We start from the raw sequence: 25,579 nt of genomic DNA on the forward strand, positions 1-25,579 counted from the left end.
GCGCTTCAACGCGCGGCCACCCGGTCGCCCGCCCCGCTGGGCGGCAGCCACAGTTCGATGACACGCTGGCTGCCGTTGCGCAGGCTGGCGGGCAGCTCGCGCACCCACACCTCGCCGCCACGGCCGGGCACCCATTGCTGGCGCACCTGTTGCGCCAGCAGCTGGGCGCAAGGCAGGTCGGCACGCTGGTGCACCACCAGCGTGGGCTGAGGCCAGGGCACCGGCCGGCGCTGCTGCCGCAGCGCGGCACTGCGCGTCACGTTCTCGATCGGCGCCACCTGCAAGGTCTCGGCGCCGGCCTGTTGCAGGGCCGCCCGCAAGCCGACCGCGGCGCTGCGCGAGGCTTCGTCGTACACCTGCAGGTAGATGCGCACGGCACCGGCGCCCCCTTCGCGGCAGCTGGCCTGCAGCGCCGCAGCCGCGGCCGCCTGGGCGCTGACCGGCGGCGGGGTGGGCGCCGGTGCCGGTGCTGGTGCCGGTGCTGGTGCCGGCTCTGCCACCGGCGGCGGTGCCACGGCCACCACCGTCGGCGGCTCGTCGCCCCGCCACCGTGCCTGCAGCAAGGCCACCAGGCCGGCGCCCGTCAGCATGCGGCCCGGCGGCAGCTCGAAGGGGTGCCAGTAGCTCAGCGCATCGCGGTTGGGCAGCGTGCCCAGCGCAGCGCACAGGCCCTCCTGCGCTTGCCGTTGCGCAGCCACGCAGGCCTCGGTGGGGCTGGCAGCCAGCAGGCGGCACTGGTCGCGCGCGGCTTCCAGCAGCCGCTGCACACCCACCCGGTCCAGCTCGGGGATCACCGGGTTCTGTACCAGGTCCTGCAGCAGCGTCACCTGCTGCGTCACATGCGCGGGCACCTTGGGGCAGCTCAGGTCCACCGCCGACAGGGCACGCGACACCTCGGTGAACAGCGTGCGCACTTCGCCGCGCTGGGCGTTTTCGTTCTGGCGGATCTGGTCGCTCACCTGCCACAGCGACAGCAGCAGCGTGCCCGAGGCGCCCAGGCCCAGCGTGGTGCCGATGGCACTGTTCTTGGCGGCGCGCCGCCAGGCCGGCTCGGGCTGCGGCGTGGCCGGTGCCGGCAGGGCCTGGCCGGGCGGGCGCAGGCGGGCCGGACGCTCCAGGCCGTGCAGCGCACGCTGCCGCCAGCCCGGCAGGCGTTCCAGCCAGTCGGGGTGCAGCGCGGCACCGGCGTCCTCGCCCAGCCGGTGGTAGCTCTCCCATTGGGCCTCGTCGAAGTTCTGGTCGCCGGTGGACTCATGCGGAAAGCGCGGATGCCGCTGCGCATAGGCCAGCACGTCCACGTCCAGGGCCGCATGCAGGTTGGGCTTGATCACCAGCAGCGTGCCCTGGTGTTCCGGCGTGTCGGCCGGGCAGCCGGCCGGCCGCAGGTAGCGGATGCGGCCCAGCAGCACGCCGCGGGACGATTGGCTGTCGGCCATGTCCTGGGGCGAGAGCACGGTCACGCCGGCTTCGTCCACACCGAAGCGCTGCACCGCCTCTTCGTGCGGGTAGAACTCGATCTCGGCGCCGAAGTCGATGCGCGCCTTGCGCACCAGGTTCTCCAGGTCGGTGAACTCGTAGCGCGGGTCGCAGCTGGCATCCACCAGCACGATGAAGTCGAGCTGCCGCCGCAGCAGCGCATAGACGCCGGTGTTGTCGAAGTGGCCCCCATCGGACAGGTACCACCAGGGCCGCGCCTGGCCGCGGTAGGTGGCCGTGGCTTCCGACCACAGCATCAGCGGCTTGGCGGCCAGCTGCCACAGCGCATCGCGCCAGCGGGGCCGCGCGCGCGCCGGGGGTGCCGGCTCACGCACCCAGTGCCCCAGCCGCACGCCGATGAGAAAGAGCAGCAGCGCCCAGCCGCGCGAGGTGTAGGCACCCGCGCCCGGCGCCGCCGCTGCCCCCGAGATGGCCACCCACTTGCCCAGCGTGCCCACTTCGCTGGCGGTGGAAAAGCACACGCGCTCGCGCGGGCCGATCTCCACGCCATCGGGCCGCACCGTCAGCAGCGTGCCCTTGCGGTCGGCGTTGAACAGGCCGCTGGCGTCGTCGCGCGTCTGGTTGAGGCAAGTGTTGATGAGGTGGATCGGCCCACCGCGGCGCTCGGGCCGGTAGTCGCGCAGGTCGGCATCGTCGCGTGACACCACCTGGGTGACGTCGGCCGCCGCTTCGCCGGCGGCGGGTTGCAGCACCGGCCGGTTGGGGTTGCCCACCGCCAGGTAGGCGCGCGTGAGCCGCGCGCGGTAGAAACCGTGCAGCGACGAGGCATTGGCCATCGCATCGTTGTGGGCAGTGGCCAACCACCACAGGCCGCAGCAGGCCAGCAAGCCGCCGGCCCGCCAGGTGGGCGGCACCGCGTCCAGCCAGCCCATGGGCGCGGGCGTGAACACCAGCCACTGCACGGTGCTGAACCAGAAGCACAGCACCACGGCCAGCACCAGCACCCCCGCGGCATTGAGCAGCCGCGGCGTCCAGGTGCCCAGCGAGGTGCTGGCCTGCTGCACCAGCTGCTGCAGCGGCTGCGCCAGTGCCCGCAGCAGCAGCGCCGCGAAGCCGCCCAGACCCACGCCGCCCCACAGCCAGTCGCGGTCCGACAGCGCCAGCTTCAGCAGCCGCCAGCTCAGCAGGTCCAGCACGCCCATGAAGAGGGCCAGCGCGGCCATGAGCAGTGCGCTGCGCGTCAGCTCGGTGGTGCGGCGGCGCACGCGGGCGCTGGCCAGGCCACGGCTGTCGGTGGTGCGGCCCAGCACCACCCAGGTGCCGCCGACGCCCACCGCCACCGAGGCCACGGTGAGCAGCAGCAAAGGCATGCCGACCAGACCTTCGCTCAGCGGCCGCAGCAGCTGCAGCCGCCAGGCCAGCCACACGAGCAGCAGGGTGGCGGCCCACAGCACCGCGGCCTGCAACCGCTCGCGCAGCGCACCGGCCACGTCGCGGCGCGTGGGGTCGGGGCCTTCGCGGGCCACCCAGTAGGCGCAAGCCAGGCCGGGCAGGCTGGCGCACATCCAGGCCACCGCGGCCGGCAGCCACAGGCTGCCCCAGGCCTGCCAGGTGTTGGGGTCCAGCGTGTCGGTGCTCAGCTGCCACAGGTGGGGCGCCACCACCAGCAGCCCGAACAGCAGGGCGGCCATCATCAGCTCGGCATGGATGGCGACGAAGGCGCGCAGGTAGGTGACGGCCGCCACGCCCACGTCGTGCGAGCCGGCGGGCGTGAGGTAGCGGCCGTTGCGGCGCAGCCAGTCCAGCAGCGTGGAGCGGCGCTGCGCCAGCATCACCTGCGCCTCGCGCACGCCCAGCGCCAGGATCAGCCGGCCCAGCATGGCGCCCACGTAGCCGCCGCCCGACACGGTGGACAGGTAATCGAAGCGGGGCAGCAGGCCGCGCTGGGCCAGGCCGCGGATCAGGCCCAGGCCGTAGGTGGCGCTGCGCACGCCGCCGCCCGACAAGGCCAGGCCCACCGTGGGCAGCTCGGCCGCCTGGCGGCCGGGGCCGAGCCCGGCGCGCCGTCGCCGGCGCAGCAGCGCGGCTCGTTCGTCGCGCTGCCAGGGCGCGGCGGGCGAGTCGGCGGCTGCAGGCGGCAGGGCCGGGTCGCCCCGGCGCGGGGTGGGGCGTGCGAACGGGTCCACGGTTTGCTGAGGTGGCGCGACCACTCTAGGCCTGCGGGCGCCGCCCTGGCAAGCGGCACGTGCCGTGTGGCGTGGGATGGCGCTGCAGGCCCGTCCATGGCCGGTGCCTGCACGTGAAACCGCTGCGCACTATGATGACCGGTTGCCCTCGCCCCTTCGATGACTGCTGCCTTGCCCCCTCACAAACCCGCTGAAGCGCCCGCCATCCGCGTGCGCGGTGCACGCACGCACAACCTGAAGAACATCGATCTCGACCTGCCCAAGCATGCGCTGGTCGTCATCACCGGGTTGTCGGGCTCGGGCAAGTCCAGCCTGGCCTTCGACACGCTGTACGCCGAGGGCCAGCGCCGCTACGTCGAAAGCCTGTCGGCCTATGCGCGGCAGTTCCTGCAGCTGATGGACAAGCCCGACGTGGATGTGATCGAGGGCCTGTCGCCCGCCATCAGCATCGAGCAGAAGGCCACCAGCCACAACCCGCGCTCCACCGTGGGCACGGTGACCGAGATCCACGACTACCTGCGCCTGCTGTACGCCCGCGCCGGCACGCCGTTCTGCCCCGACCACCACCTGCCGCTGGTGGCCACGCCGGTCAGCCAGATGGTGGACGCGGTGCTGGCGCTGCCCGAGGACACCAAGCTGATGGTGCTGGCGCCGGTGGCGCGCGACCGCAAGGGCGAGTTCGTCGAGCTGTTCGCCGACATGCAGGCCCAGGGCTATGTGCGTTTCCGCGTCGACGGGCAGGTGGTGGAAGCGGCCGAGCTGCCCAAGCTCAAGAAGGCCGAGAAGCACGACATCGACGTGGTGATCGACCGCGTGAAGATCCGCGCCGATGCAGTGGCCAGCGGCCTGCGCCAACGGCTGGCCGAGAGCTTTGAGGCGGCGCTGCGCATCGCCGATGGCCGCGCGCTGGCGCTGGAGATGGACAGCGACCGCCCGCACCTGTTCAGCAGCAAGTTCGCCTGTCCGGTGTGCAGCTATTCGCTGCCCGAGCTGGAACCGCGCCTGTTCTCGTTCAACTCGCCGGTGGGTGCCTGCCCCAGCTGCGACGGCCTGGGCCAGGTCACGGTGTTCGACCCCGAGCGGGTGGTGGCCTTCCCGTCGCTCAGCCTGGCCAGCGGCGCCGTCAAGGGCTGGGACCGGCGCAACGCCTACACCTTCTCGCTGCTGGAAAGCGTGGCCAAGCACTACGGCTTCGACATCGACCTGCCGTTCGAATCGCTGACGGCCGATCAGCAGCGGGTGCTGCTGTACGGCTCGGGCACCGACGAGATCAGCTTCAGCTACACCGCCGAGGCCACCAAGCCCGGCGGCCGCGCCCGCACCGTCAAGCGCTCGCACCCGTTCGAAGGCATCCTGCCCAACCTCGAACGCCGCATGCGCGAGACCGATTCGGTGGCGGTGCGTGAAGACCTGGCCCGCTACCAGCATGCCCGCGCCTGCCCCGACTGCGGCGGCGCCCGCCTGCGGCGCGAGGCGCGCCACGTGCTGCTGCAGGGCGCCGACGGTAGCCAGGGCCGCCCCATCTACGAGGTGGAACACGCCACGCTGGCCGACTGCCAGGCCTATTTCGACGGCCTGCACCTGGTGGGCGCCAAGGCCGACATCGCCGACAAGGTGGTGCGCGAGATCCGCGCGCGGCTGCGCTTCCTCAACGACGTGGGCCTGAACTACCTCAGCCTGGACCGCAGCGCCGACACCTTGTCGGGCGGCGAGGCGCAGCGCATCCGCCTGGCCAGCCAGATCGGCAGCGGCCTGTCGGGCGTGATGTACGTGCTGGACGAACCCAGCATCGGCCTGCACCAGCGCGACAACGAGCGCCTGATCGGCACGCTGCAGCACCTGCGCGACCTGGGCAACAGCGTGCTGGTGGTCGAGCACGACGAGGACATGATCCGCGCGGCCGACTACGTGGTGGACATGGGCCCCGGCGCCGGCGTGCACGGCGGCCGCGTGATCTCTCAAGGCACGCCGGCCGAGGTGGCGGCCGACCCCGAATCCCTCACCGGCCAGTACCTGGGCCGCGTGCTGCGCATCGAACGACCGGCGCCACCGCTGCAGGCCGAGGGCCGGCCGCAGATGCGCATCGTCGATGCGCGCGGCAACAACCTCAAGGGCGTGACGGTCGAGATCCCGGTGGGCCTGCTCACCTGCGTCACCGGCGTGTCGGGCTCGGGCAAGAGCACGCTGGTCAACGACACGCTGTACCTGGCCGTGGCCCGCAAGCTCTACGGCAGCCATGCCGAGCCGGCGCCGCACGGCGAGATCGAAGGCCTGGACGCCTTCGACAAGGTGATCAACGTCGACCAGAGCCCGATCGGCCGCACACCGCGCAGCAACCCGGCCACCTACACGGGCCTGTTCACGCCCATCCGCGAGATGTTTGCCGAGGTGCCCGCCGCGCGTGAGCGGGGCTACGGCCCCGGCCGCTTCAGCTTCAACGTGGCCGGTGGCCGCTGCGAGGCCTGCCAGGGCGACGGCGTGCTGAAGGTGGAGATGCACTTCCTCCCCGACGTCTACGTGCCTTGCGACGTGTGCCACGGCGCGCGCTACAACCGCGAGACGCTGGAGGTGCTCTACAAGGGCAAGAACATCACCCAGGTGCTGGACATGACGGTGGAGGACGCCACCCCGTTCTTCAGCGCGGTGCCGGCCATCGCCCGCAAGCTGCAGACGCTGCTGGACGTGGGCCTGGGCTACATCAAGCTGGGGCAGAGCGCGACCACGCTCTCGGGCGGCGAGGCGCAGCGCGTCAAGCTGGCGCTGGAGCTGAGCAAGCGCGACACCGGCCGCACCCTGTACATCCTCGACGAACCCACCACCGGCCTGCATTTCCACGACATCCGGCTGCTCCTGCAGGTGCTGCACCAGCTGCGCGATGCGGGCAACACCATCGTGGTGATCGAGCACAACCTCGACGTCATCAAGACGGCCGATTGGGTCATCGACATGGGCCCCGAAGGCGGGGCGGGCGGCGGCACCTTGGTGGTGGCCGGCACGCCGGAGACGGTGGCCGCCCATCCTGGCAGCCACACCGGGCGCTTCCTGGCGACGCTGCTGAAGGAATAAGCCCCCGCGGCAACCGGTGCGGCGGGGGCTTGGTGTGCGTGTGACCCGCTGGCGCGGGCGGGTGGGCCGTGGGGCGTCAGCCGCGGCGGCCGGTGCGCACCGGCTGCACTGCCAGGCGTCGCTGGCGCAGCAGGGCCAGCAGGGCGATGCCGCCCAGCATCAGCGCCCAGGTGCCAGGCTCAGGCACCGGCGGCGGCACCACCGGCACGGTGGGCAGGCTGCCCGAGGGCAGCACGGGGGCCGAAGGAATCGAGATCGGGCCGCCCAGCACGGGTTGGCCGCCACCAGGGTTGCCAGCGATCGGGCCCAGCAGGCCGGGAGACACCGCGGGCACCGCAGCCAGACCCACGGCCGGTGTGCCGGCGCCGGTCGGCGGCAGGCTTTCCAGTGCGTCGGGCGCGGCGGCCACGGGTTCGCCGGCGGCAGGAGGATCAAAAGCCAGTTCACCCGGGCCCGCGGCGGCGGCGCCGGTGGCGCCCCCGGCACGGCTGATGCGGCTGACGTTGCGGCACACGGTGGGCACCAGGATGCATTCGCCGCTTTCGCAGTACACCAGGCCACGCTCTTCGGCATCAGCCGCCCACTTGTTGCGCGAGACGGTGCTGCAGACGCTGCCGTTGCCGAAGTGCATGTCGCGGATGGCGGACGAATAGACGTCCTTGCCGACGATGCTGTCGCGGCGGATGGACACCATTTCGTCGTACTGGCGTGCGGCGATGCGCTGCTTCAGTCGCTCGCGCACGGCGGGGGCGATGTCGGTGTAGCGGTCGACGGCCGAGGAGAAATCGCCCATGTACGGGTTGTGGCCGGGCTTGTCCCACGAGCACTGCTGCAGGCGCGCAGGCGCGGCGCTGACGGCCTTCGCCGGCTTGGCCGCGGTTGTTTGGCCAACGGCCGCATGCACGGACAGCGCGCTGCCCAGCAGCGAGGCGGTGATGGACCAGATGATCAAGGAGTGTTTCATGGAGCTTTCGGCCACAGAGGGCCACCGCACGACTGCCGCAGTGATTGCTAACTTTACGACTGCGCCGATTGTCCGTGGCTCTTAAGAGCACGCCGCGTGCATTTGTCGCGGATTCACGACGCGGCTGCAAAGTCACGTAGGCAAAGGGCGCACCAGCCTGCGATGCACCATGGAGGTGTGAACTTTGGCCGCAGCTTGTCTGTTCGGGGCCAATCCATCATCTAATAGCCCGCGACCCCCTGCGGGGATGGGGGTCGAGACGCTGCCTGTCCACCCGATTGTTGTGAGCTGAACCCCGATGAAGTACCTGGATGCCGAGCGCCTGGCCGACATCGCCCGTGCCGGCGGCGACGTGCTCTGGGAATGCGACATGGACTGGCGATACACCTGGGTGGCCGGCCTGCCCGAGCCGCTGGGCAGTGGCGACGCCGAGGCGCTGATCGGTCAGCCGCTGGCCGATGGTCCGCTGCTCGACAGTCATGGCGATGCCTTGGGCGACCAGCGCCTGTACCACTGTCTGGCCCAGCCGCGGCCCTTTGCCGAAGCGGTGACCGAGGTGCGCACGCCACGCAGCCGCGTGATGGTGTCGCGCTCGGCCGTGCCCCTGTTCGATGCACAGGGCCGCCACGCAGGCTGGCGCGGCACCGCCCGCGACGTGAGTGTGCGTGTGGCCCTGGCCCGCAGCGAACGTGAACGCGACGAGCGGCTGCGCAAGCTGACCGCGCTGCTGCCGGGGGCGCTGTACCAGTACCACGAGCCCGACGGGCCGGAGCCGGCATCGGGCCCGGCCGACGTGCAGGCCGCCGGGCCGATGTTCGGCCTTCAGACGCCGCTGCTGCTGGGGCCCTTGCGGCTGCATCCGGGCGACCTGCCCACGCTGCGCGCCGCCTACCTGCGGGCGCGTGGCGCGCAGCTGCCTTGGCAGGTGCAGTTCCGGGCCTTGCGCGCCGATGGCGAAGAGCGCTGGCTGGAAAGCCGGGCCATGCCCGAACGCTCGCCCGACGGCGGCTGGCTCTGGCACGGCTTCGTCACCGACATCACCGAGCAGCGGCAGGTGGAGTTGGCGCTGCGCGCTTCGGAAGAGCGCTGGCTGCTGGCGGCCGAGGCCACCGCCACCGGCCTGGCGCAGTTCCACTGCCGCGACCGGACGCTGCTGCTCGACCGCATGGGCTGCCTGAACCATGGCCTGCCGTGGCCGCATCCGCCGCTGCGCATCGATGACTGGCTGGCCACCCTGCATGCCGATGACCGGCCGCTGGCCGAGGCTGCATTGCAGCGCGCCGAGACCGATGGCGAGCGCATGGAGGCGCGCTTCCGCTTCCACCTGCCCGATGGCAGCCTGCGCTGGCTGGAGATCTTCGCTCGGGCGCAGCAGGGCCCGGACGGTGATGCCGTCACCATCGTCGGCACCTGCCGCGACGTCACCGCGCAGCAGGAGGCGGTGCAACTGCAGCGCGCCAAGGAAGAGGCCGAGCGCGCCAACCGTGCCAAGAGCGAGCTGCTTTCGCGCGTGAGCCATGAGCTGCGCACACCGCTCAACGGCATCCTCGGCTTCGCGCAGCTGATGGGCCTGGACCGCGAGCAACCGCTGGGGACCGCCCAGCGTCGCCGGCTGGAAGGCGTGGAGCAGGCCGGCCGGCACCTGCTGGCGCTGGTCAACGACGTGCTCGACCTCACGCGGCTGGAGCGCGGCGAGTTCGGCCTGCATCCGCGGCCGATCGACCTGGTGCAGTCGCTGGCCGCGGCGCTGGGCATGGTCAGGCCGCTGCTGTCGTTGCATCCGGCGCAGTTGCCGTTGCGCCTGCCGCCGGGGCCGGTGTGGGTGCAGGCCGATCCGCGCGGGCTGGAGCAGGTGCTGGTGAACCTGCTGTCCAACGCCATCAAGTACAACCGGCCGCAGGGCCAGGTGCGCTTCGAGCTGCGGCTGCTGCCGCTGCAGGCGGTGCTGACCATCGAAGACGAGGGCGCGGGCCTCACCGAGGATGAGCAGCGCCAGCTGTTCCAGCCCTTCAACCGGCTGGGCGCCGAGCGCCAGCGCATCGAGGGCACCGGCCTGGGTCTGGTGATTGCCAGCGAACTGGTGCGCACGATGAACGGTGCGCTGTCCGTCACCAGCCGCAGCGGCGTGGGCAGCCGCTTCAGCGTCGCGCTGGCGCGTGCCCATGAGGTCGCGCCCCAGGCCGATCCGGTGGCCGAGCCGCCGCCCTACCGCGTGGTCTACATCGAGGACGAGCCGCTCAATGCCCTGCTGATGCAGGAGGTGTTCCGCGCCCAGCGCGGCTGGCAGCTGGTGGTGGCGCGCAATGGCACCGAAGGCCTGGACCGTGTGCGCAGCCTGCTGCCGGACATGGTGCTGGTGGACATGAACCTGCCCGACCTGTCGGGCCTGCAGGTCATCGCGGCCCTGCGGGCCGACCCGCGCACCGCGGGCCTGCGCTGCGTGGCCCTGTCGGCCGATGCGATGGCCGACCAGATCGACGTGGCGCGCCGCGCCGGGTTCGACGACTACTGGACCAAGCCCATCGACGTGGCGCGCATGCTGCACGTGGTGGAGCAGGCCATTCGCACTCGACCATGAAAAAAGCCGGTGCTGTGAAGGCACCGGCTTTGGGTTCGAAGGCCCTGGCGGGCCCGCTCGAACGGCTTACTTCAGGTGATCGTTGATCAGCTTGGTCATCTCGAACATCGAGACCTGATCCTTCTTGAAGATCGCCTTCAGCTTCGCGTCTGCGTTGATCATCCGCTTGTTCTCGGCGTCCTGGAGCTTGTGCTTCTTGATGTACTCCCAGACCTTCTTGGTGACCTCGGTGCGCGGTGCCGGGGTGGCACCGATCACGGCGGCCAGCGCCTCGGTCGGGGTCATCGCCTTCATGAAGGCCGCGCTCGGGGTGCGCTTCTTGGCGGCCGGAGCTGCCTTCTTCGCGGGGGCCGCGGCACCAGCCTTGATCGGCGGCTTGGCGCCGCCGACCTTCTTGGCCGGAGCCTTTTTCGCCGGGGCCTTTTTAGCCGGCGCCTTCTTCGCAGTTGCCATTTGAATTTCGCTCCATCAAATAATGGGTTGATGTGCCGGGTGGAGGTGATGGCCGCATGAGCCATCGTTTCTCTCTGGGCACCCTGCGGCGCGAATGGTACTGCGTGCATCAGGGGCTGAGAAGCCGTTTTCCCTCGGAGAACACCCTCCGAAGCCCCTTTTCAAGCCCCTTTGCGCAGCCTTTGCGGTATCAGGGTGCTTCGAAGAAGAGTTGAGGGCCCGCATCGGCCACCGTGCGGCAGCCACACAAGGCCATCGCGACCTCGAGTTCGTCGCGCAGCACACGCAGCACATGGGCCACGCCGATGGCACCACAGGTGGCCAGCGCATGCATGTACGGCCGGCCGATCAGCACCGCGCGCGCACCCAGCGCCAGTGCCTTCAGCACGTCGGTGCCACGCTGGATGCCGCCATCGACCAGCAGCGGCATCGCATCGCCCACCGCATCGGCGATGCGGGGCAGCACCCAGGCCGTGGGCGCCGCGGTATCGAGCGTGCGGCCGCCGTGGTTGGAGACGATGAGGCCGGCCACCTGCTGGCGCCGCGCCTCGCGCGCGTCCTCGGGGTGCATCACGCCCTTGAGCAGCAGGGGCAGGTTGGTGTGGCTGCGCAGCGTGTCGATCTCGTCCCAGGTGGGCGCATCGGGCATCAGCGCATCGAACACCCAGCTTTGCGTGCGGTCGATCTGGGTGCGCGGTGCCGGCGGCAGCCGGGCCAGGTTCACGGCCGAAACCCCTTCGGGCAGCTTGAGCTGCGCGCGGCGCTCGCGGTCGCGCACGCCGTGGCTGGGCGCATCGACGGTGAGCACGATGGCTTCGTAACCGGCGGCCTCGGCGCGCTGCACCAGCTCGCGGGTGAAGCCGCGGTCGTGCTGCATGTACAGCTGGAACCACAGCGGCCCGCGTTCGGCCTCGGGCAGCACCGCCCGCGCGACGTCTTCCATCGAGGTGCTGGCCTGCGCGCTGAGGATGAAGCCGGCGCCTTGCGCGGCGGCCGCATGGGCGCTCGCCAGTTCGCCATCGGGATGGGCCAGCCGCTGGTAGGCCACCGGCGCCAGCAGCAGCGGATGGGCCAGCGTGCGGCCCAGCAGCTCCACGCGGGTGTGGCCACCGGTCAGGCGGCGCAGCACGCGCGGCACCAGGGCCAGGTTGTCCCAGGCCGCGCGGTTGGCGCGCAGCGTGATCTCGTCGGCCGCGGCGCCGGCCAGGTAGGCCCAGGCGTTGTCGTCCAGCCGCTCGCGCGCATGGGCGGCGTAGTCGGGCAGGCACACCACGTCGGGCGGCACCTGCTGCAGTGCGGGCACGCGGCCGGGCCGGTCGCTCATGGGCGGGCTTTCATGTGCTGGCCCACATGCGCAGCAGGTTGTGGTACGTGCCGGTGAGGGCCACCGCGGCTTCGGTCTCGCCATGCGCTTCGCGCAGGCGCATCAGGTTCATGTCGAGGTCGAACAGCAGCTGGCGCTGCTCATCGCTGCGCACCATGCTTTCGATCCAGAAGAAGCTGGCGAGCCGCTGGCCACGGGTCACCGGCTCCACATGGTGGACGCTGGTGCCGGGGTACAGCACCAGATGGCCGGCCGGCAGCTTGACGCGCTGCTGGCCGAAGCTGGTGTGCACCACCAGTTCGCCGCCGTCATAGCTTTGCGGGTCGCTCAGGAACAGCGTGCACGAGAGGTCGGTGCGCACCCGCTCGCCGGTGTCGGGCGAGAAGCGCACCGCCTGGTCCACGTGCGCACCATAGGCATTGGTGCTGCCGCCGTAGCGGTTGAACATCGGCGGCAGCACGCGGCGCGGCAGTGCCGCCGAGAAGACGATGGGGTGCCGGTCCAGCGCCTTCAGCACCAGCGCGCGCAGCTGCGTGGCCGCTTCACAGCGGTGCGGCAGCTGTTCGTTGTTCTTCACCGCGGCGGCCTGGGGGCCGGCGGTGGACCGCCCGTCGGTCCACGGTGCGCCGGCCAGCAAGGCCTGGGCCTCGCGCAGTTCGGCGGCACCGAGAACGTCGGGAACGGTCAGCAGCATGGTGGGCGAGCTTAGAACGTGTAGGTGCCGGTCAGCATCACGGTGCGCGGCGTGCCTGCAATGTAGTGGCCGCGGTACAGCATGTCGGCGTACAGCTTGTCGGTGATGTTGGTGATGTTGAGCTTGAAGGCGAGCTTGTCCATCTTGTACTCGGCCATCAGGTCGGCGGTCACCCAGTGCGGTGCGTTGATCGTGCTCTGCAGGGGCTTCATGCCGCTGCGGGCGTTCAGGCCGCCGCCGATGCGCCACGAAGGCGTCAGCTGGTACGTGGTCCACACCGTGCCGCTGTGGCGCGGCGTCAGGCCGGGGCGTGAGCCCACCTGTTCGCCAGCGGCCAGCGTGGTGCCGTCCGGGGCACCCTTGTCGATCTTGGCACTGGGAATCCAGGCATAGGACGCGAACACATCCCAGGCCGGCGTCAGGCGACCGGCGACGTTGATGTCCAGGCCGGCCGCATGGCGCTCACCCGACAGCAGGTAGTTGGTGGGGCTGGCGGAGTCGCTGTCGCGGTTGCGCTCGTTGTACTTGGTGGCGTGGAAGATCGAGACCTCGGTCGAGTACTTGCCCTCGGCCCAGTCCAGCTTGGCGCCCAGCTCGATGTTGCGGCTCTTTTCCGGCGCGGTGTTCTTGCTCAGGTTGTCGTACTGGTAGGTGTCGCCCGATGTGTTGAACGAGGTGCCGTACTGCAGGTGGAACGACGCGAACGGCGTAGGCTGGTACATCACCGCGAAGCGGCGGCTCCACAGCGAGTCGCTGCGCTCGCCGTCGGCGGTGTCGGTGGTCGAAGTGGTCTGGTACTTGCCCTTGAACTTGTCGAAGCGCAGGCCGGCCAGCACCTTCCAGTTCGGCGCGATCTGCAGCTGGTCGCGGGCGTACACGCCCAGGCCCTGCGAATCGAAGCGGCGGTTCTGCGTCACGATGCGCAGCGACTCGTCCACACCCACGCCGTTGTTCGGCGTGCCGATGGTGGTGGTGGGCTTGGTCAGCGTCACGCCGGTGGGCAGCGTGGCGGCATAGCCGATGAACTTGTCGTCGGTGAAGTCGACGCCGGCTGCCACGTCGTGCGTGCCGCCGAAGCCCTTGAACTTGCCGGTGTAGTCGCTCTGCAGCGCCACCGTGTCCAGGTCCATGATCTTGTTCTGCGTGCCGCGGGTCAGCACCGTCGCGTCGCTGATCGTGTCGCGCGTGACGGCCTGGCGGCCCGGCTGCAGGTTGGCGGCGGCGAAGCGCACCGCGCTCGCGCGCTGGTCGCGTTGGTACTTGGAGATGCGCACCACGCTGCGCAGCTCGCCGCCGTTGTCGAAGCGGTGCAGGTGGCTGCCGGTGCCGATGGTCACGTTGGCGCTGGCGTAGTCGCTGGCCATGCCGTAGTAGGCCTTCGGGCTCACCGGCACCAGGCCGGGGCCGCCGTCCTTGCCGGCGCCGTTCAGCCAGGGCAGGCCGTAGGTCACGCCGTTGTCGTTGTCCAGCAGGTACAGGCCGACGCTGAACTCGTCCTGCAGGCCGATGCCCCAGCGGAACGTGGGCGCGATGCCGCGCTTGTCGATCTTGTTGCCCCAGTTGTCGGCCACGTTGGCCATCGCGTTGATGCGCAGGGCCGAGTTGTCGCCGGTCTTGATGTTCAGGTCGGTGGTGGCGCGCACGAAGTTGCCCGAGCCGACGGTGACCGAGACTTCCTTCTGGTCGTAGCTGAACGGCTGCTTGCTCACCTGGTTCACGGCGCCGCCGGTGGAGCCGCGGCCGAACAGCATCGAAGCCGAGCCGCGCAGCACTTCCAGGCGGTCCCAGTTGAAGGAGTCACGCTCATAGAAGGCCGGGTCGCGCAGGCCGTCGATGAAGATGTCGCCGGTGGATTGCAGCGAGAAGCCACGCAGGCGGATGTCTTCTTCGCCGCCTTCGGCCGCCTGGAAGCTGATGCCGGCGGTGTTCTTCAGCGCTTCCTTCAGCGTGTCGAGGTTGCGGTCGTCGATCAGCCGCTCGGTCAGCACGGTGATGGACTGCGGCACGTCACGCAGCTCCTGCTTGCCCTTGCCGATGCGCGTGTCGGTGGCCTGCAGCTCCGTCTTGCTGGTGGTCGCGGTTTCGGCGGTGGCCTTGGCGCGCACCACGGGCAGGGCTTCGGTGTCCTTCTTGGGCGGTTCAGTCTGGGCCATGGCCAGGCTGGCAAAGCCGAAGCCGGCGGCCAGGGCGCCGAGCGGCAGCATCGCGGGGCGGGAGTTGCGTTTAGACATGGTTGTCCCTCAGTCGGTCTTGGATGGTTCTGGTCGTGACGATGGGCGGTGGCCGCGGCGCGTGCGCGGCCACCGGCTGCCGGCGGGCGATGGCTGGCCGGAATCGGGGGCGGTGGCGGCCGTGAACGGCCGCCGGGGTCAGCGCTTCTCGGGCTCGCTGACGAAGCCGATCTTGCTGAGGCCGGCGCGCGAGGCATCGGCCAGCGTCTCGGCCACGTTGCGATAGGCCACGCTCTGATCGGCGCGCAGCTGGATCTCGGGCTGCGGCTGCTTCTGGCCTTCGGCCAGGAAGCGCTCGGCCGCGACTTCACGCGTCACCGGCTCGCCGTTCCAGTAGCGGGTGCCGGCGGCGTCGATCGCGAACTCGATGCGCTCGGGCTTGGGCAGGTTGGCCTGCGAGTCGGCCTTGGGCAGGTCGAGCTTGACGGCCTGGGTGAGCAGCGGCGCGGTGACGATGAAGATCACCAGCAGCACCAGCATCACGTCGATGAGCGGCACCATGTTGATCTCGGCCACCGGCGCATTGCTGCGCTTGGCGTCGAAGGAGGCGAAAGCCATGGTCGTGGACTCCGAGCTGCCGCGTCAGGCCGCCGAGGCCGCGGGCTTGAGCGGGCGCACGCTGGCGCTGGCCGATTGCTGCGCGCCGGCGCCGGGCGCTTCGCCCAGTGTCAGGAAGCTGTGCAGCTCATACGCGAACGCATCGAGGCGGGCGGTGAGCACGCGGTTGCTGCGGGTGAAGGCGTTGTAGGCCATGACGGCCGGGATGGCCACGGCCAGGCCGATGCCGGTCATGATCAGCGCCTCGCCCACCGGGCCGGCCACCTTGTCCAGCGTGCCGGAGCCGCTCATGCCGATGGCCACCAGCGCGTGGTACACGCCCCAGACGGTGCCGAACAGGCCGACGAAGGGCGCGGTGGCGCCGACGGTGGCCAGCGTGGTCAGGCCGCTTTCCAGGCGGGTGGTTTCTTCGTCCAGCACCTTCTTGATGGTGCGGGTGATGAAGTCGTTGGCGCTGCCGGCTTCGGCCAGGCGCGCGGCGCCGTGCTTGGCATGGTGGGCCTGCGCATGCATGGAGTGGGCGGTGAGGTGGGAGAACGGGTCACGCGCGCCATGGGTGGCGATCTCGTGCTGCACCGCGTCCAGCGAGCGGGCGTTCCAGAAGAAGTCGAGGAAGGCGGTGCTGCGGCGGTTGCGCACCAGCGCCGTGATGCCCTTGAGCGCGATCAGGGCCCAGGACACGACCGACATCACGATGAGGATGCCGAGCAGCGTCTTGCCGACGGCATCGCTCTGCGCAATGAAGTGGCCGAAGCCAAGGGTGTTGGTGGGTTCCATCGAGGGTCAACGCTCCAGTTCGTAAGACAAGGTGGCCGTGCTCTCGCAGACGACGGCCACGCCGTTTTCAGTGCAGGGTTCGAAGCGGGCCTGGGCCATCGCCGAGGTGGCGTTGGCATCCAGCCGCGGATAGCCGGAAGAGCGGATCACCGACCACTGCGCGGGCATGCCGCGCGTGTCCACCACCACCCGCAGCACCACGGTGCCGCTTTCGCCCATGCGGCGCGAGGCCAGCGGCACCTCGATCGGCGGCTGCACGCGCCAGCGCAGTGCGCTGGTCGGCACCACCTTCGGCCCCACGGGGGCGGCGGGCGGTGCTGGCGGCGCGGGGGGCGCCGGCGGGGTGAACACCTGCTGCGGCACGGGCGGCTCGGGCGGTGCAGGCGGCACCACGAAGGTGGGCGGCGTGGGCGAGGGCGAGGGTGCGGCGGCGATCACCGGCGAAGGGGCCGGTGGCGTCTTGGGCCGTGGCTGCGGCGGCGGTGGTGGGGGCGGAGGGGTGGGCACCGGCGCTGGCGGCGCCACCATGTCCACCACCATCGGCGCCACCTCGGCCACCGCCTGGCGCACCGCATCCACCTGCAGCAGTGCCCACATCGCGGCCACGTGGGCGGCGACGATGCCGGCGGTGAGCGCGGCACGGGCACCGCCGGGCAGTTCGTCGCGCTGGGCCGGCGGGGCCAGGGGCGCGCGGGGCACCGAAGGCGGCGCGTCCGCGGCGGCAGGCGCGGCGGGCGCAGCGATCGATCGGGCAGGGGTCATCGGAGGGCGAGAAATAATTCGCAATATTAAGTTATCGTAACACGAATGAGAACAGTTCCTATTAAGTAGCGAGGCGCTGTCTGACAGGCGCGACAGCGCGCGTGCGGCAGCTATGCTGCGCCGCATGAAACTGATTGTTCGCTGGATGCTGCTGGCCGCCGCGCTGTTGCTGGTGGCCTATCTCTACCCCGGTGTGGTGGTGCAGAGCTTCGGCTCGGCCCTGATCGCGGCGCTGGTGCTGGGCCTGCTCAACACCATCGTGCGGCCGGTGCTGGTGCTGCTGACGCTGCCGGTCACGCTGCTGACGCTGGGGCTGTTCCTCTTCGTCATCAACGCGCTCACCTTCTGGATGGCGGCCAGCGTGTTGCAGGGCTTCTACGTCACCGGCTTCGTGGCCGCGCTGATCGGCTCGCTGATCTACAGCCTGGCCGGCATGGTGATCGACGTGGCGATGGAACGCCTCTTCTGATACCTTTTGCGGCACGCTCAGCGCGCCCGCACCGTGGCACCCCTCACCTCGAAGTGCACCTGCTGCAGCAGCCGCCCATCCGCGCTGCGCAGCGCCAGCACATGGCGGCCCGGCCAGGGCGACCACAGCAGCCGCGGGCCGCTGCCCAGGCGCTTGCCGTCGAGGTGCCACACGCCATCGGCGCCTTCGAACACCAGGCGCTGCGCTTGCGGCGGCATGTCGGGGTCGAGCGCGAACAGGCTGCCGTCGCGCGGCTGCGCGATGCCGAAGGGCGCCGCCTGCACGCTGCGCGGCTGGAACACCGCCTGCTCGGTGCCGGCGATGAACCACTCGGGGCGGTCGGGCTCGGCCACGCCGATGAAGCGCACTGGCTGGCGCAGCACGCCGGCCGGGGGCGCGGGTGGCGGCTGTGGCGGATCTTCCGCCATCAAGGCCTGCACCAGCTGACGCCACACCGGCGCCGCGCCGCTGGTGCCACTGACGTGGTGCATCGGCTCGCCGGCCGCATTGCCCACCCACACCGCCACCGTGTGTCGGGCGGTGAAGCCCACGCACCAGTTGTCCCGCATGTCCTTGCTGGTACCGGTCTTGGCGGCGGCAAAGCCGCGGGTCACCAGCGGGCTGTCGAGGCCGAAGGTCAGCGCGCGGGCGTTGTTGTCGGCCAGGATGTCGGTCACCAGCCAGGCGGCGCGGGCGTCCATCACCCGGCGTGGCGCCACCGCGGCGCCCGGCTGCCAGCGGGTGGGCGAGGCCAAGCCGCCGTTGGCCAGCGTGCGGTAGGCATTGGCCAGCGCCAGCAGCGTGACGTCGGCACTGCCCAGTACCAGCGCATGGCCGTGGTAGCCGGCGGTGTGGTCGATCTGCAGGCCCAGCGCATTCAGGCGCTCGAACACCGCATCGGGTCCCAGCATCGCGCCCACGCGCACCGTGGGCACGTTGAGGCTGGCGCCCAGCGCGGTGCGCGCCGACAGCCAGCCCTTGAAGCGGCGGTCGTAGTTCTGCGGCTGGTAGAGGCCGCCGATGCCGTCGACGCCGGTGGCCAGTTCGGTGGGGGTGTCGTCCAGCAGGCTGGCGGGCGTGAGCAGGCGCCGCTCGAAGGCCAGCCCATACACGAAGGGCTTGAGCGTGGAGCCCGGCTGGCGGCGCGCGAGCACCGCATCCACCTCGTGCGCCGACGACAGCGCGGCGCCGGCCGATCCCACCCAGGCCAGCACCTCGCCGCTGCGGTTGTCCAGCACCAGCACCGCGCCGTCCTGCACGTTGCGGCCCTGCAGCTCGGCCAACTGCTGCTGCAGCGCCTGCAGCGCCAGCCGTTGCAGCCGTGCATCGAGCGTGCTGCGCAGCGGGCCAACGGGCCGTGTTCCGGCGCGCCAGGCGGCGGCGGCCTGCCGCGCCAGGTGCGGTGCCAGCTGCGGGCTGCCGGCCGCCAGCGCGGCGGGGCCGGGGCGTCGGGTCAGCGCCTGGTCGGCCAGCAGTGCCACGCCGCCGCAATCCAGCTTCTGCAGTTGCAGCACGCCGCAGGCGCGGCGCGACACATCGGCGGCCGGTGCATTGGGCGCGCGCACCAGCGCCGCCAGCACCGCGGCCTCGGGTGCGTCGAGCCCGCTGGGGTGCTTGCCGAACAATTGCTGCGAGGCGGCGGCCACGCCCACCAGCTCGCCACGCAAGGGCACGCTGTTGAGGTAGGCCTCCAGGATCTCGGTCTTGCGCCAGCGTGCTTCCAGCTCACGCGCCAGGCTGATCTGGCCGATCTTCTGCACCACGCTGCGCCCGCCCGTGGGCCGCGCTAGACCTTCGTCCAGCAGGCCGGCCAGCTGCATGGTGAGCGTGGAGCCGCCCTGGGTGCGGCGGTTCACCGCATTGGCCCAGGCGCTGCGCGCCAGGCCCGACCAGTCGACGCCGGCATGTTCCCAGAAGCGGCGGTCTTCGCTCAACACCAGCGCGGTGCGCAGCGCTGGCGACACCTCGGCCAGCGGCACCCAGTCGCCGCGGCGCACGGTGGGGTCCACCCGCACGCTGTTCAGCGGCACGCCGGCGCGGTCCACCAGCAGCAGGTCGGAAGGGCGGTGCGCGGCGCGCACCTGCTCGAAGCTGGGGGGCGCGGCCAGGGCCGAGGTGGCCAGCCACAGCAGCGCCGCCGCAGCCAGCGCAGGCCTCAAGGCTGCACCTCCAGCGCCGCATTGGGCAGCTCGGCGAACACCTCGGGCGCGTACATCGCCTCGGCCCGCGTGGGCGGCAGCTGGAAGCGGCCGCTGCTGTTGAGCCGCAGCGTGTAGCTCATCACCTGCGTGCCGCGCGGCATCCACTCGTGGTAGGCCCGCCAGGCGGCCGGTGTGCGTTCCACATAGGCCAGCACGCCGGGGCCTTGCTGCTCTTCGCCGCGGGTGGCGATGGCGGAGTCGCGCCCACCACCGCCGCCCAGCACGGTGCCGCCCGTGGGCACGGGGTCGCTGACCACCAGCCAGCCGTTGTCGGCATTGGATTGCAGCTCGATGCGCACCCGCAGCACGTCGCCGCGCGACCAGCGGCCCGGCACCTTCTGCGACACCGGCGTGATGCTGCGGGCCAGCCGCAGGCCGGCGAACACCGGTGATTCGAGCCGCACGGCGGCCAGCGCCTGGGTGCTGACCCACGGCTTGCCGCTGCCTTGCTGGGTGAGGGTCAGCGGCGTGGGCGTGCCGGCTGGCGGCCAGGGCAGCTGCAGCACGCCGCCGGCCGGCTGCGCGGCCCAGTCGATCTGCTGCTCCGCGCCAGCCAGGCGCGCCACGCTGCGGCCGGCCACGGGTTCCTTCTCGAAGCGCTGCGCAAAGCGGCTGAGCGCCAGCGAGCCCCAGGTGTTGGCCGTGGTGGTGGACCAGGCGCCACCGCGTTGCCGCGCCAAGGCACCGGTCACCAGCCGCGGCAGGTCGGCCTGCCAGCCCGGGTCTTCCAGCGTGGCGAGGATCACGCGCACCGCATTGGCGTCGGGGCTGTCCATCAGCCACCACCAGCCGTCGGTGGCTTCGGTGCCAAAGCGCAGCGTGGTGCCGCTGACATCGAGCCGGCTGCGCAGCAGCTGGCGTGCTTCCTCCAGCCGCTGCTCACGCTGCGGCACGCCGTCCAGCCGCTGCAGGATCTGCAGCCAGTCGATCAGCGCCGCCGTGGGCCACGTGGCCGGCACGAGGTCGATGGAGCCCAGCATGCGCGGCGTGGCGCGGCCGTGGCGCGACAGTGCCTCGATCGCGGCGAGCTTGCGCACGTCCAGGTCGGGCCGCGGCGCACGGCTGCTGCGCGTGAGCCGGCCTTCGACGAAGGCGGCCAAACCTTGCAGCATCGGCTCCTTGGCCGCAGCGGGCAGCGCCAGCCGCGGGTCCAGCCGGCCGGCTTCGTCGCTCACCTGCAGCAGGTAGGCGGTCAGGCGGTCGTGGCCACGCGGCGCGTCACCCGCCGCGGGCGGGAAGTACAGCGCCAGGCCATCGCTGTCCAGGTAGTCGGGCAGCTGCGCCACCACGGCCTGCCAGCGCGCCACGTCGCGCAGGCCCAGGGCCACCGAGGTCTTTTGCTCCAGGCAGGCGTAGGGGTAGGTTTCGAAGAAGCGGCGCAGGCCCGGCAGCTCGGCACCCAGCCGTGGCTGCAGGCCGATGCGCAGGCCGCCGGCCTTGGGCCCTTGCTCGGGCAGTGCGCCGGCAGGGGGCGCCACCGGCAGGGTGAGCGTGCCTTCCAGTTGCGCCAGCGTGGCCTGCGTCACCTGCACCGGCACCGCGGGCGTGATGGCCTGCGGCAGCCGCACCTGGTCGCGGGCGCTGCCGCCTTGCTCGGCCACCGAGGCTTCCCATTGCAGCGCGCTCACGCCGCTGGGCGTGAGCACCGGCCACACCACTTCGGCCGCGGCACCGGCGGGCAGCGCGACGGTCTGCGGCTGCAGCCCGGTCACGCCTTCGGCCTTCAACGCCGCCTGCACCGTCATCGCGCGGCTGGTGGTGTTGCGCAGCGTGAAGACGGCGTTGTAGCGATCGCCTTCGCGCGCCACCGGCGGCAGGCCGGGCAGCATCTGCAGGTCTTGCGACACCCGCACCTGCGTGCTGCCGGTGCCAAAGCGGTCGGCACCCGCATCGGCGATGGCCACGAGGCGGAAGCTGGTGAGCGAATCGTTCAGCGGCACCTGCAGCTTGGCCTCGCCCTTGGCGTCCAGCGTGACTTCGGCGCGCCACAGCAGCAAGGTGTCGAACAGCTCGCGCGTGGGATTGCGGCCACCACCGCCGCCGGCCGGCACCGCCTTGCGGCCGTAGTGCCGGCGGCCGATGACTTCGCCCTGCGCGGTGGCGGTTTCCACCGACCAGGGCCGGGGCTGGAACATCGCTTCCAGCAGCTGCCAGCTGCCGTTGGGCTGCAGCGCCAGCAGGCCTTCGTCCACCGCCGCAAAGGCCACGGAAGTGCCGGCCACCGGCTGGCCGTTCTGCGTCACCTTCACCGTCACCTGGGCGGTCTGGCGCACGCCGTACTGGGCGCGGTCGGCGCTCACGTGCACGTCCAGCTTGTGCGCATCGAGCCCCACCTGCAGCTGCGTGGCGCCGAACTTGAAGGCCGGCTTGGCCAGGTCCACCATCGCGCCGGGCGGCCGCCAGTCGGGTGCTTCGTTGCGGAAGGCGCGCCACCAGTCCAGCGGTGCGCGCCAGCCCCACTGGAAGAGCGAGTACCAGGGCACTTCGCGCAGCCGGCCACGCAGGGCCAGCACGCTCACGTACACATTGGGCGCCCAGCTGGTGGCATCCGCCGTGGCGTCCTTGGGCAGCCGCGGAATGGGCACTTCCACCACCGGCTCACTGCCGCGCAGCGTGACCACCTGGGTGTGCAGCACGCCTTCGCGTTCCACCGACACCAGCACCGTCGCTTCGCGGAAGGGCATGCGCACCTGCAGCCGTGCGGTGCCGCCGGGCGCCACGCTGCGCTGCTCGGGCAGCAGGTCGATGCGGTCGTCGTTGTCCTGCGCAAACCAGAAGTCGCCCTGGCCGGTGATCCACACCGAGGTGGCGGCCTGGCTGGCGCGGCCGGCTTCGTCCTTGGCTTGGGCCACCAGTTCCACCTCGCCGGCCGCGGTGAGCGAGGCTTCGCACAGCACCAGGCCGCGTGCATCGCTGCGGCCGCTGCACAGCGTGCCCAGCGGCTGCACTTCGCGCCGCTGGTCGTAGGCGTAGAAGCCGCCCACCAAGCGCTTGCGCGAACTGATCCATTGCGTGCGGCGGCCAGTGACTTCCACCTGCTGGTTGGCCTTGGGGCGGCCTTGTGTGTCCAGCACCACGGCCTGGAAGCGCACCTGCCCAGGGCTGGCCGCCCAGGCGCGCGCACGCAGGCCCACCACCACCGCGCTGGGCCACACGGCCAGGCGCTGGGTGGCGGTCTGCACCTCGCCGTTCGGGTCGTCGAAGCGCAGTTCGGCGGTCAGCTCGGCCGGCGTGCGCGGCACGGGCAGGCGTGGCAGCTCGATGCGGGCAGCGCCGTTGGCATCGGTGGTGGCGGCCAGCTTGTCGGCCACCAGGCGGGCGCCGTCGGCGGCTTCTTCACCGGCCGCGGCATCGGCTTCCTGGCCGGGCTCCCGCGGGGGCTGGAAGCTGTAATCCTCATAGCCCGCGAAGTCGACGCTGCGCTCGCGCCACAGCGCGCTCAGCTGGACCGGCGCCTTGGCCACGCCGCCGCCCGACAGGTGGGTGAGCTGCACCGCCATCGGCAGGCTTTGGGGCGCCACCAGCGGACCGGCGGGCGCACTCAGCCGCGCATCGACCAGCGGCACACGGAAGGCTTCCACCCGAAAGCTGCCGCTGGACCAGGCGCGGTCGCCGCGCAGCAGCTCCACCTCGTACTGGCCCAGCTTGGCGGTGGTGGGCACGGCCCAGTCGGCGCTGGCATGGCGGCCTTCGGCCTGCCAGGTCAGCGGCTGCTCGTAGCGGGTGTCGCTGCCCACGTGGGTGATGCGCATGCGCGTGGGCCGGTCGGCCACCGGCAGGGTTTGCAGGCCGCGGCTGGTTTCGGCGCGCAGCAGGTGCTTCATGTGCACGGTTTCGCCCACGCGCAGCAGCGTGCGGTCGAACACCGTGTGCGCGCGTAGCGTGGGGCCTTCGGCCACGTCGTCGGGGCTGCCGGTGGGCAGGTTGAAGCGCCAGGGCTCGATGCCGCGGTTCCAGTCGCTGAACACCCAGGACAGGTCACCGCCCGCGCGGGCGGTGACGAAGAGGCCGGCGCTGTCGGCCAGGCAGGCTTCGCCACGACGCTCGTTCACCAGCGGGGCGTCGATGCGGGCCACGCCGTCAGCACCGGTGCGGCCTTGCCACAGCTGGTTGCCGCGGCAGTCGTTCACCGCCACCTGCGCGTCGGCCACCGGGCGGCCCCGGTCCAGCCGCGTCACCCACACCACGCTGGATTCACTGCCGTGCTTGAAGTGCACGGCCAGGTTGGTGGCCAGCACGCCGGTGCGCACGAACATGGTCTTGCCCTCGGGCAGCAGTTGGCGGCCCAGCTGGGGCGAGGCCACCTCCACCACGTGGTAGCCGGCGCCGGCCAGCGGCAGGCCGATCACTTCGGTATCCCCCGTGCGGCCGCTGGCCGCGGGCAGCTGCAGCCGGGTGGTGCCCGTGGCTGCCTGCAGCAGTGGCAGGCTGCGGGTGGCCAGCTGGCGCTCGCGCACCACGGTGCGGCTGCGGCCTTCGTCGTCGGTCTCGGTCACCCGCTCTTTCCACTGGCTCTGCGGCAGGCCGGCTTGCTTGGCGCTCAGCGTGGTCTCGTGGAAGCGGGCCACGCGGCCGATCCAGCGCAGCAGCTCGGCATCGGGCGTGCCGGCGTCCAGCCGCTTGACGGTGGCGGTGCCGCGCGCCTGCGGGCCCAGCAGGTCCGCCTGCACATGGCGCAGCGTGAGGGGCAGCACCGCCTGCGGGCCTTCCAGCTCCAGGATGCCGAAGGGCGCGGCCGCGAACTTGGCCAGCGGCGGCATCGGCCCGGTGGCCACCGCCATCGGAAAGGCGGCGGCATTGGTCAGCGGGCGGCCGCTGTCGTCGGCCAGCGGCGTGGGCAGCGTGAGGGTGAAGCGGGTGTCCGGCGGCAGCGGTGCCTTGAACTGCACCGAGCGCACGGCATCGTCGCCGGCTTCCAGTAGTGGCTGCAGCGCGGCGCCCTGCGCCGGCTGCAGACGGATGGCGGCGGCCTGGGCGCGCGGCAACGGGGCGGAGAAGTTCAGCACCATAGCCTGCAGCGGCAGGCAGCCGGCATCGGCCCGCTCGCGCTGGCAGCTGAAGTCGGCCGCAAAACGCGCGCGCACCGTGTACTCGAAGCGCTGCGACGTGCGGGTGAGCACCTGCGGGTTGTCGGCCGAGGCGATGCCGCTGCCCCACACCAGGCGCATGCGCGCTTCGGCCGGCAGCGGGCGCTGGCAGGTCAGCAGCAGCAGGCGGTTGGCCTCGGGCCGGCGGCGCTGGCCCTTGAACTGCTGGGCCAGCACCTGATCGCGCACCGCGCCTTCGACGATGCGCACCGGCAGGCTTTCGCCCAGGCCTTCCACCTCGCACACCGCACGCGCCTGCACGCTGGCCGGCGTGGCGGGGCCGTTGAGCGTGAGCAGGAAGTGCGCGTCCTCTTCCAGCTCGGTGCCGGGCCAGGGCTGCACCTGCAGCACGGCCGGGCCGCCGGTCGAGAAGCTGAAGTCGGTACGGCCTTCCAGCGGCGTGCCGGTGGTGGCCGGCTGCCAGCCGGCGGCCAGTTGCAGCCGGCATTGCTGGCCCGGCGCCAGCGGCGTGGCCAGGTCGAACAGCCACACCTGCGCATCGGCCCAGCGGCCGGTGCCGGCGGGCGCGCGGCCATTGCACTGCAGCGTCAGCGGCGGCTTTTGCCGGCCGTCGCCCAGCGGCACCACGGCTTCTGAAAAGCGCACGCTGATCTGCCGCACCTCGGCCACTTCCCCTTGCGGCTGCACGCGGTCGATGCGGGCGGCGTGTGCCGGTGGCGTGGCGGCGGTCAGGGCTGCGGCCAGCAGCAGGGCGGCCGGCACGGCACCGCGGCGGAGGAACGAGGGCAAGGGCATCGGCAAGGCTTCCCGGCACATGGGAAGCGCAGCCTA

At 71.5% G+C, this 25,579-nt stretch carries 14 protein-coding genes; 3 read left to right on the top strand and 11 right to left on the bottom strand.

What is annotated here, in order from left to right:
• Positions 1-5 precede the first annotated feature (5 nt).
• A complete protein-coding gene (locus MW290_RS15160; protein WP_250198557.1) occupies positions 6-3,623 on the bottom strand; it encodes a patatin-like phospholipase family protein in 3,618 nt (1,205 codons plus the stop codon).
• Positions 3,624-3,782: 159 nt separating this feature from the next.
• On the opposite strand from MW290_RS15160, the gene uvrA reads away from it, so the two are divergent.
• Positions 3,783-6,689, top strand: coding sequence for an excinuclease ABC subunit UvrA (gene uvrA / locus MW290_RS15165; RefSeq protein WP_375142908.1), 2,907 nt, complete (start codon positions 3,783-3,785; stop codon positions 6,687-6,689).
• 76 nt (positions 6,690-6,765) lie between these two features.
• Here the strand turns inward: uvrA and MW290_RS15170 are convergent, their stop codons facing one another.
• Positions 6,766-7,653 carry an MHFG family PEP-CTERM protein gene (locus MW290_RS15170; RefSeq protein WP_250198559.1) on the bottom strand — a complete coding sequence of 296 codons (888 nt, stop codon included), beginning with the start codon at positions 7,651-7,653 and terminating at the stop codon, positions 6,766-6,768.
• Between the two features lie 298 nt (positions 7,654-7,951).
• Here MW290_RS15170 and MW290_RS15175 point away from each other — a divergent pair, with 298 nt between their 5' ends.
• Positions 7,952-10,231 carry a hybrid sensor histidine kinase/response regulator gene (locus MW290_RS15175; RefSeq protein WP_250198560.1) on the top strand — a complete coding sequence of 760 codons (2,280 nt, stop codon included), beginning with the start codon at positions 7,952-7,954 and terminating at the stop codon, positions 10,229-10,231.
• A gap of 66 nt (positions 10,232-10,297) precedes the next feature.
• Here the strand turns inward: MW290_RS15175 and MW290_RS15180 are convergent, their stop codons facing one another.
• The 7 genes from MW290_RS15180 to MW290_RS15210 all read right to left on the bottom strand — a co-directional run bounded on the left by MW290_RS15180 (position 10,298) and on the right by MW290_RS15210 (position 17,030).
• Positions 10,298-10,684, bottom strand: coding sequence for an SWIB/MDM2 domain-containing protein (locus tag MW290_RS15180; protein ID WP_250198561.1), 387 nt, complete (start codon positions 10,682-10,684; stop codon positions 10,298-10,300).
• Between the two features lie 190 nt (positions 10,685-10,874).
• A complete protein-coding gene (locus tag MW290_RS15185) occupies positions 10,875-12,008 on the bottom strand; it encodes an alpha-hydroxy acid oxidase (protein WP_250198562.1) in 1,134 nt (377 codons plus the stop codon).
• Between the two features lie 10 nt (positions 12,009-12,018).
• Positions 12,019-12,702 carry a Fe2+-dependent dioxygenase gene (locus MW290_RS15190; RefSeq protein ID WP_250198563.1) on the bottom strand — a complete coding sequence of 228 codons (684 nt, stop codon included), beginning with the start codon at positions 12,700-12,702 and terminating at the stop codon, positions 12,019-12,021.
• An 11-nt stretch (positions 12,703-12,713) separates the two neighbouring features.
• Positions 12,714-14,933, bottom strand: coding sequence for a TonB-dependent receptor (locus MW290_RS15195; RefSeq protein ID WP_250198564.1), 2,220 nt, complete (start codon positions 14,931-14,933; stop codon positions 12,714-12,716).
• 138 nt (positions 14,934-15,071) lie between these two features.
• On the bottom strand, positions 15,072-15,491 hold the full coding sequence (locus tag MW290_RS15200) for an ExbD/TolR family protein (protein WP_250198565.1): 420 nt from the start codon (positions 15,489-15,491) through the stop codon (positions 15,072-15,074).
• A 24-nt stretch (positions 15,492-15,515) separates the two neighbouring features.
• Positions 15,516-16,268 carry a MotA/TolQ/ExbB proton channel family protein gene (locus MW290_RS15205; RefSeq protein ID WP_250198566.1) on the bottom strand — a complete coding sequence of 251 codons (753 nt, stop codon included), beginning with the start codon at positions 16,266-16,268 and terminating at the stop codon, positions 15,516-15,518.
• 6 nt (positions 16,269-16,274) lie between these two features.
• Positions 16,275-17,030 (bottom strand): energy transducer TonB, encoded by a 756-nt coding sequence (locus MW290_RS15210; RefSeq protein ID WP_250198567.1) that lies wholly within the window; start codon positions 17,028-17,030, stop codon positions 16,275-16,277.
• Positions 17,031-17,154: 124 nt separating this feature from the next.
• Here MW290_RS15210 and MW290_RS15215 point away from each other — a divergent pair, with 124 nt between their 5' ends.
• Complete coding sequence (locus tag MW290_RS15215) at positions 17,155-17,499, top strand: phage holin family protein (protein ID WP_250198568.1); 345 nt, start codon at positions 17,155-17,157, stop codon at positions 17,497-17,499.
• A 17-nt stretch (positions 17,500-17,516) separates the two neighbouring features.
• Here the strand turns inward: MW290_RS15215 and pbpC are convergent, their stop codons facing one another.
• Positions 17,517-19,658 (bottom strand): penicillin-binding protein 1C, encoded by a 2,142-nt coding sequence (gene pbpC / locus MW290_RS15220; protein ID WP_250198569.1) that lies wholly within the window; start codon positions 19,656-19,658, stop codon positions 17,517-17,519.
• Positions 19,655-25,543 (bottom strand): alpha-2-macroglobulin family protein, encoded by a 5,889-nt coding sequence (locus tag MW290_RS15225; protein ID WP_250198570.1) that lies wholly within the window; start codon positions 25,541-25,543, stop codon positions 19,655-19,657. Before MW290_RS15225 ends, pbpC begins: the two co-directional genes overlap by 4 nt.
• Positions 25,544-25,579 lie beyond the last annotated feature (36 nt).

The organism is Aquincola tertiaricarbonis, from assembly GCF_023573145.1.
Taxonomy (GTDB): domain Bacteria; phylum Pseudomonadota; class Gammaproteobacteria; order Burkholderiales; family Burkholderiaceae_C; genus Aquincola; species Aquincola tertiaricarbonis_B.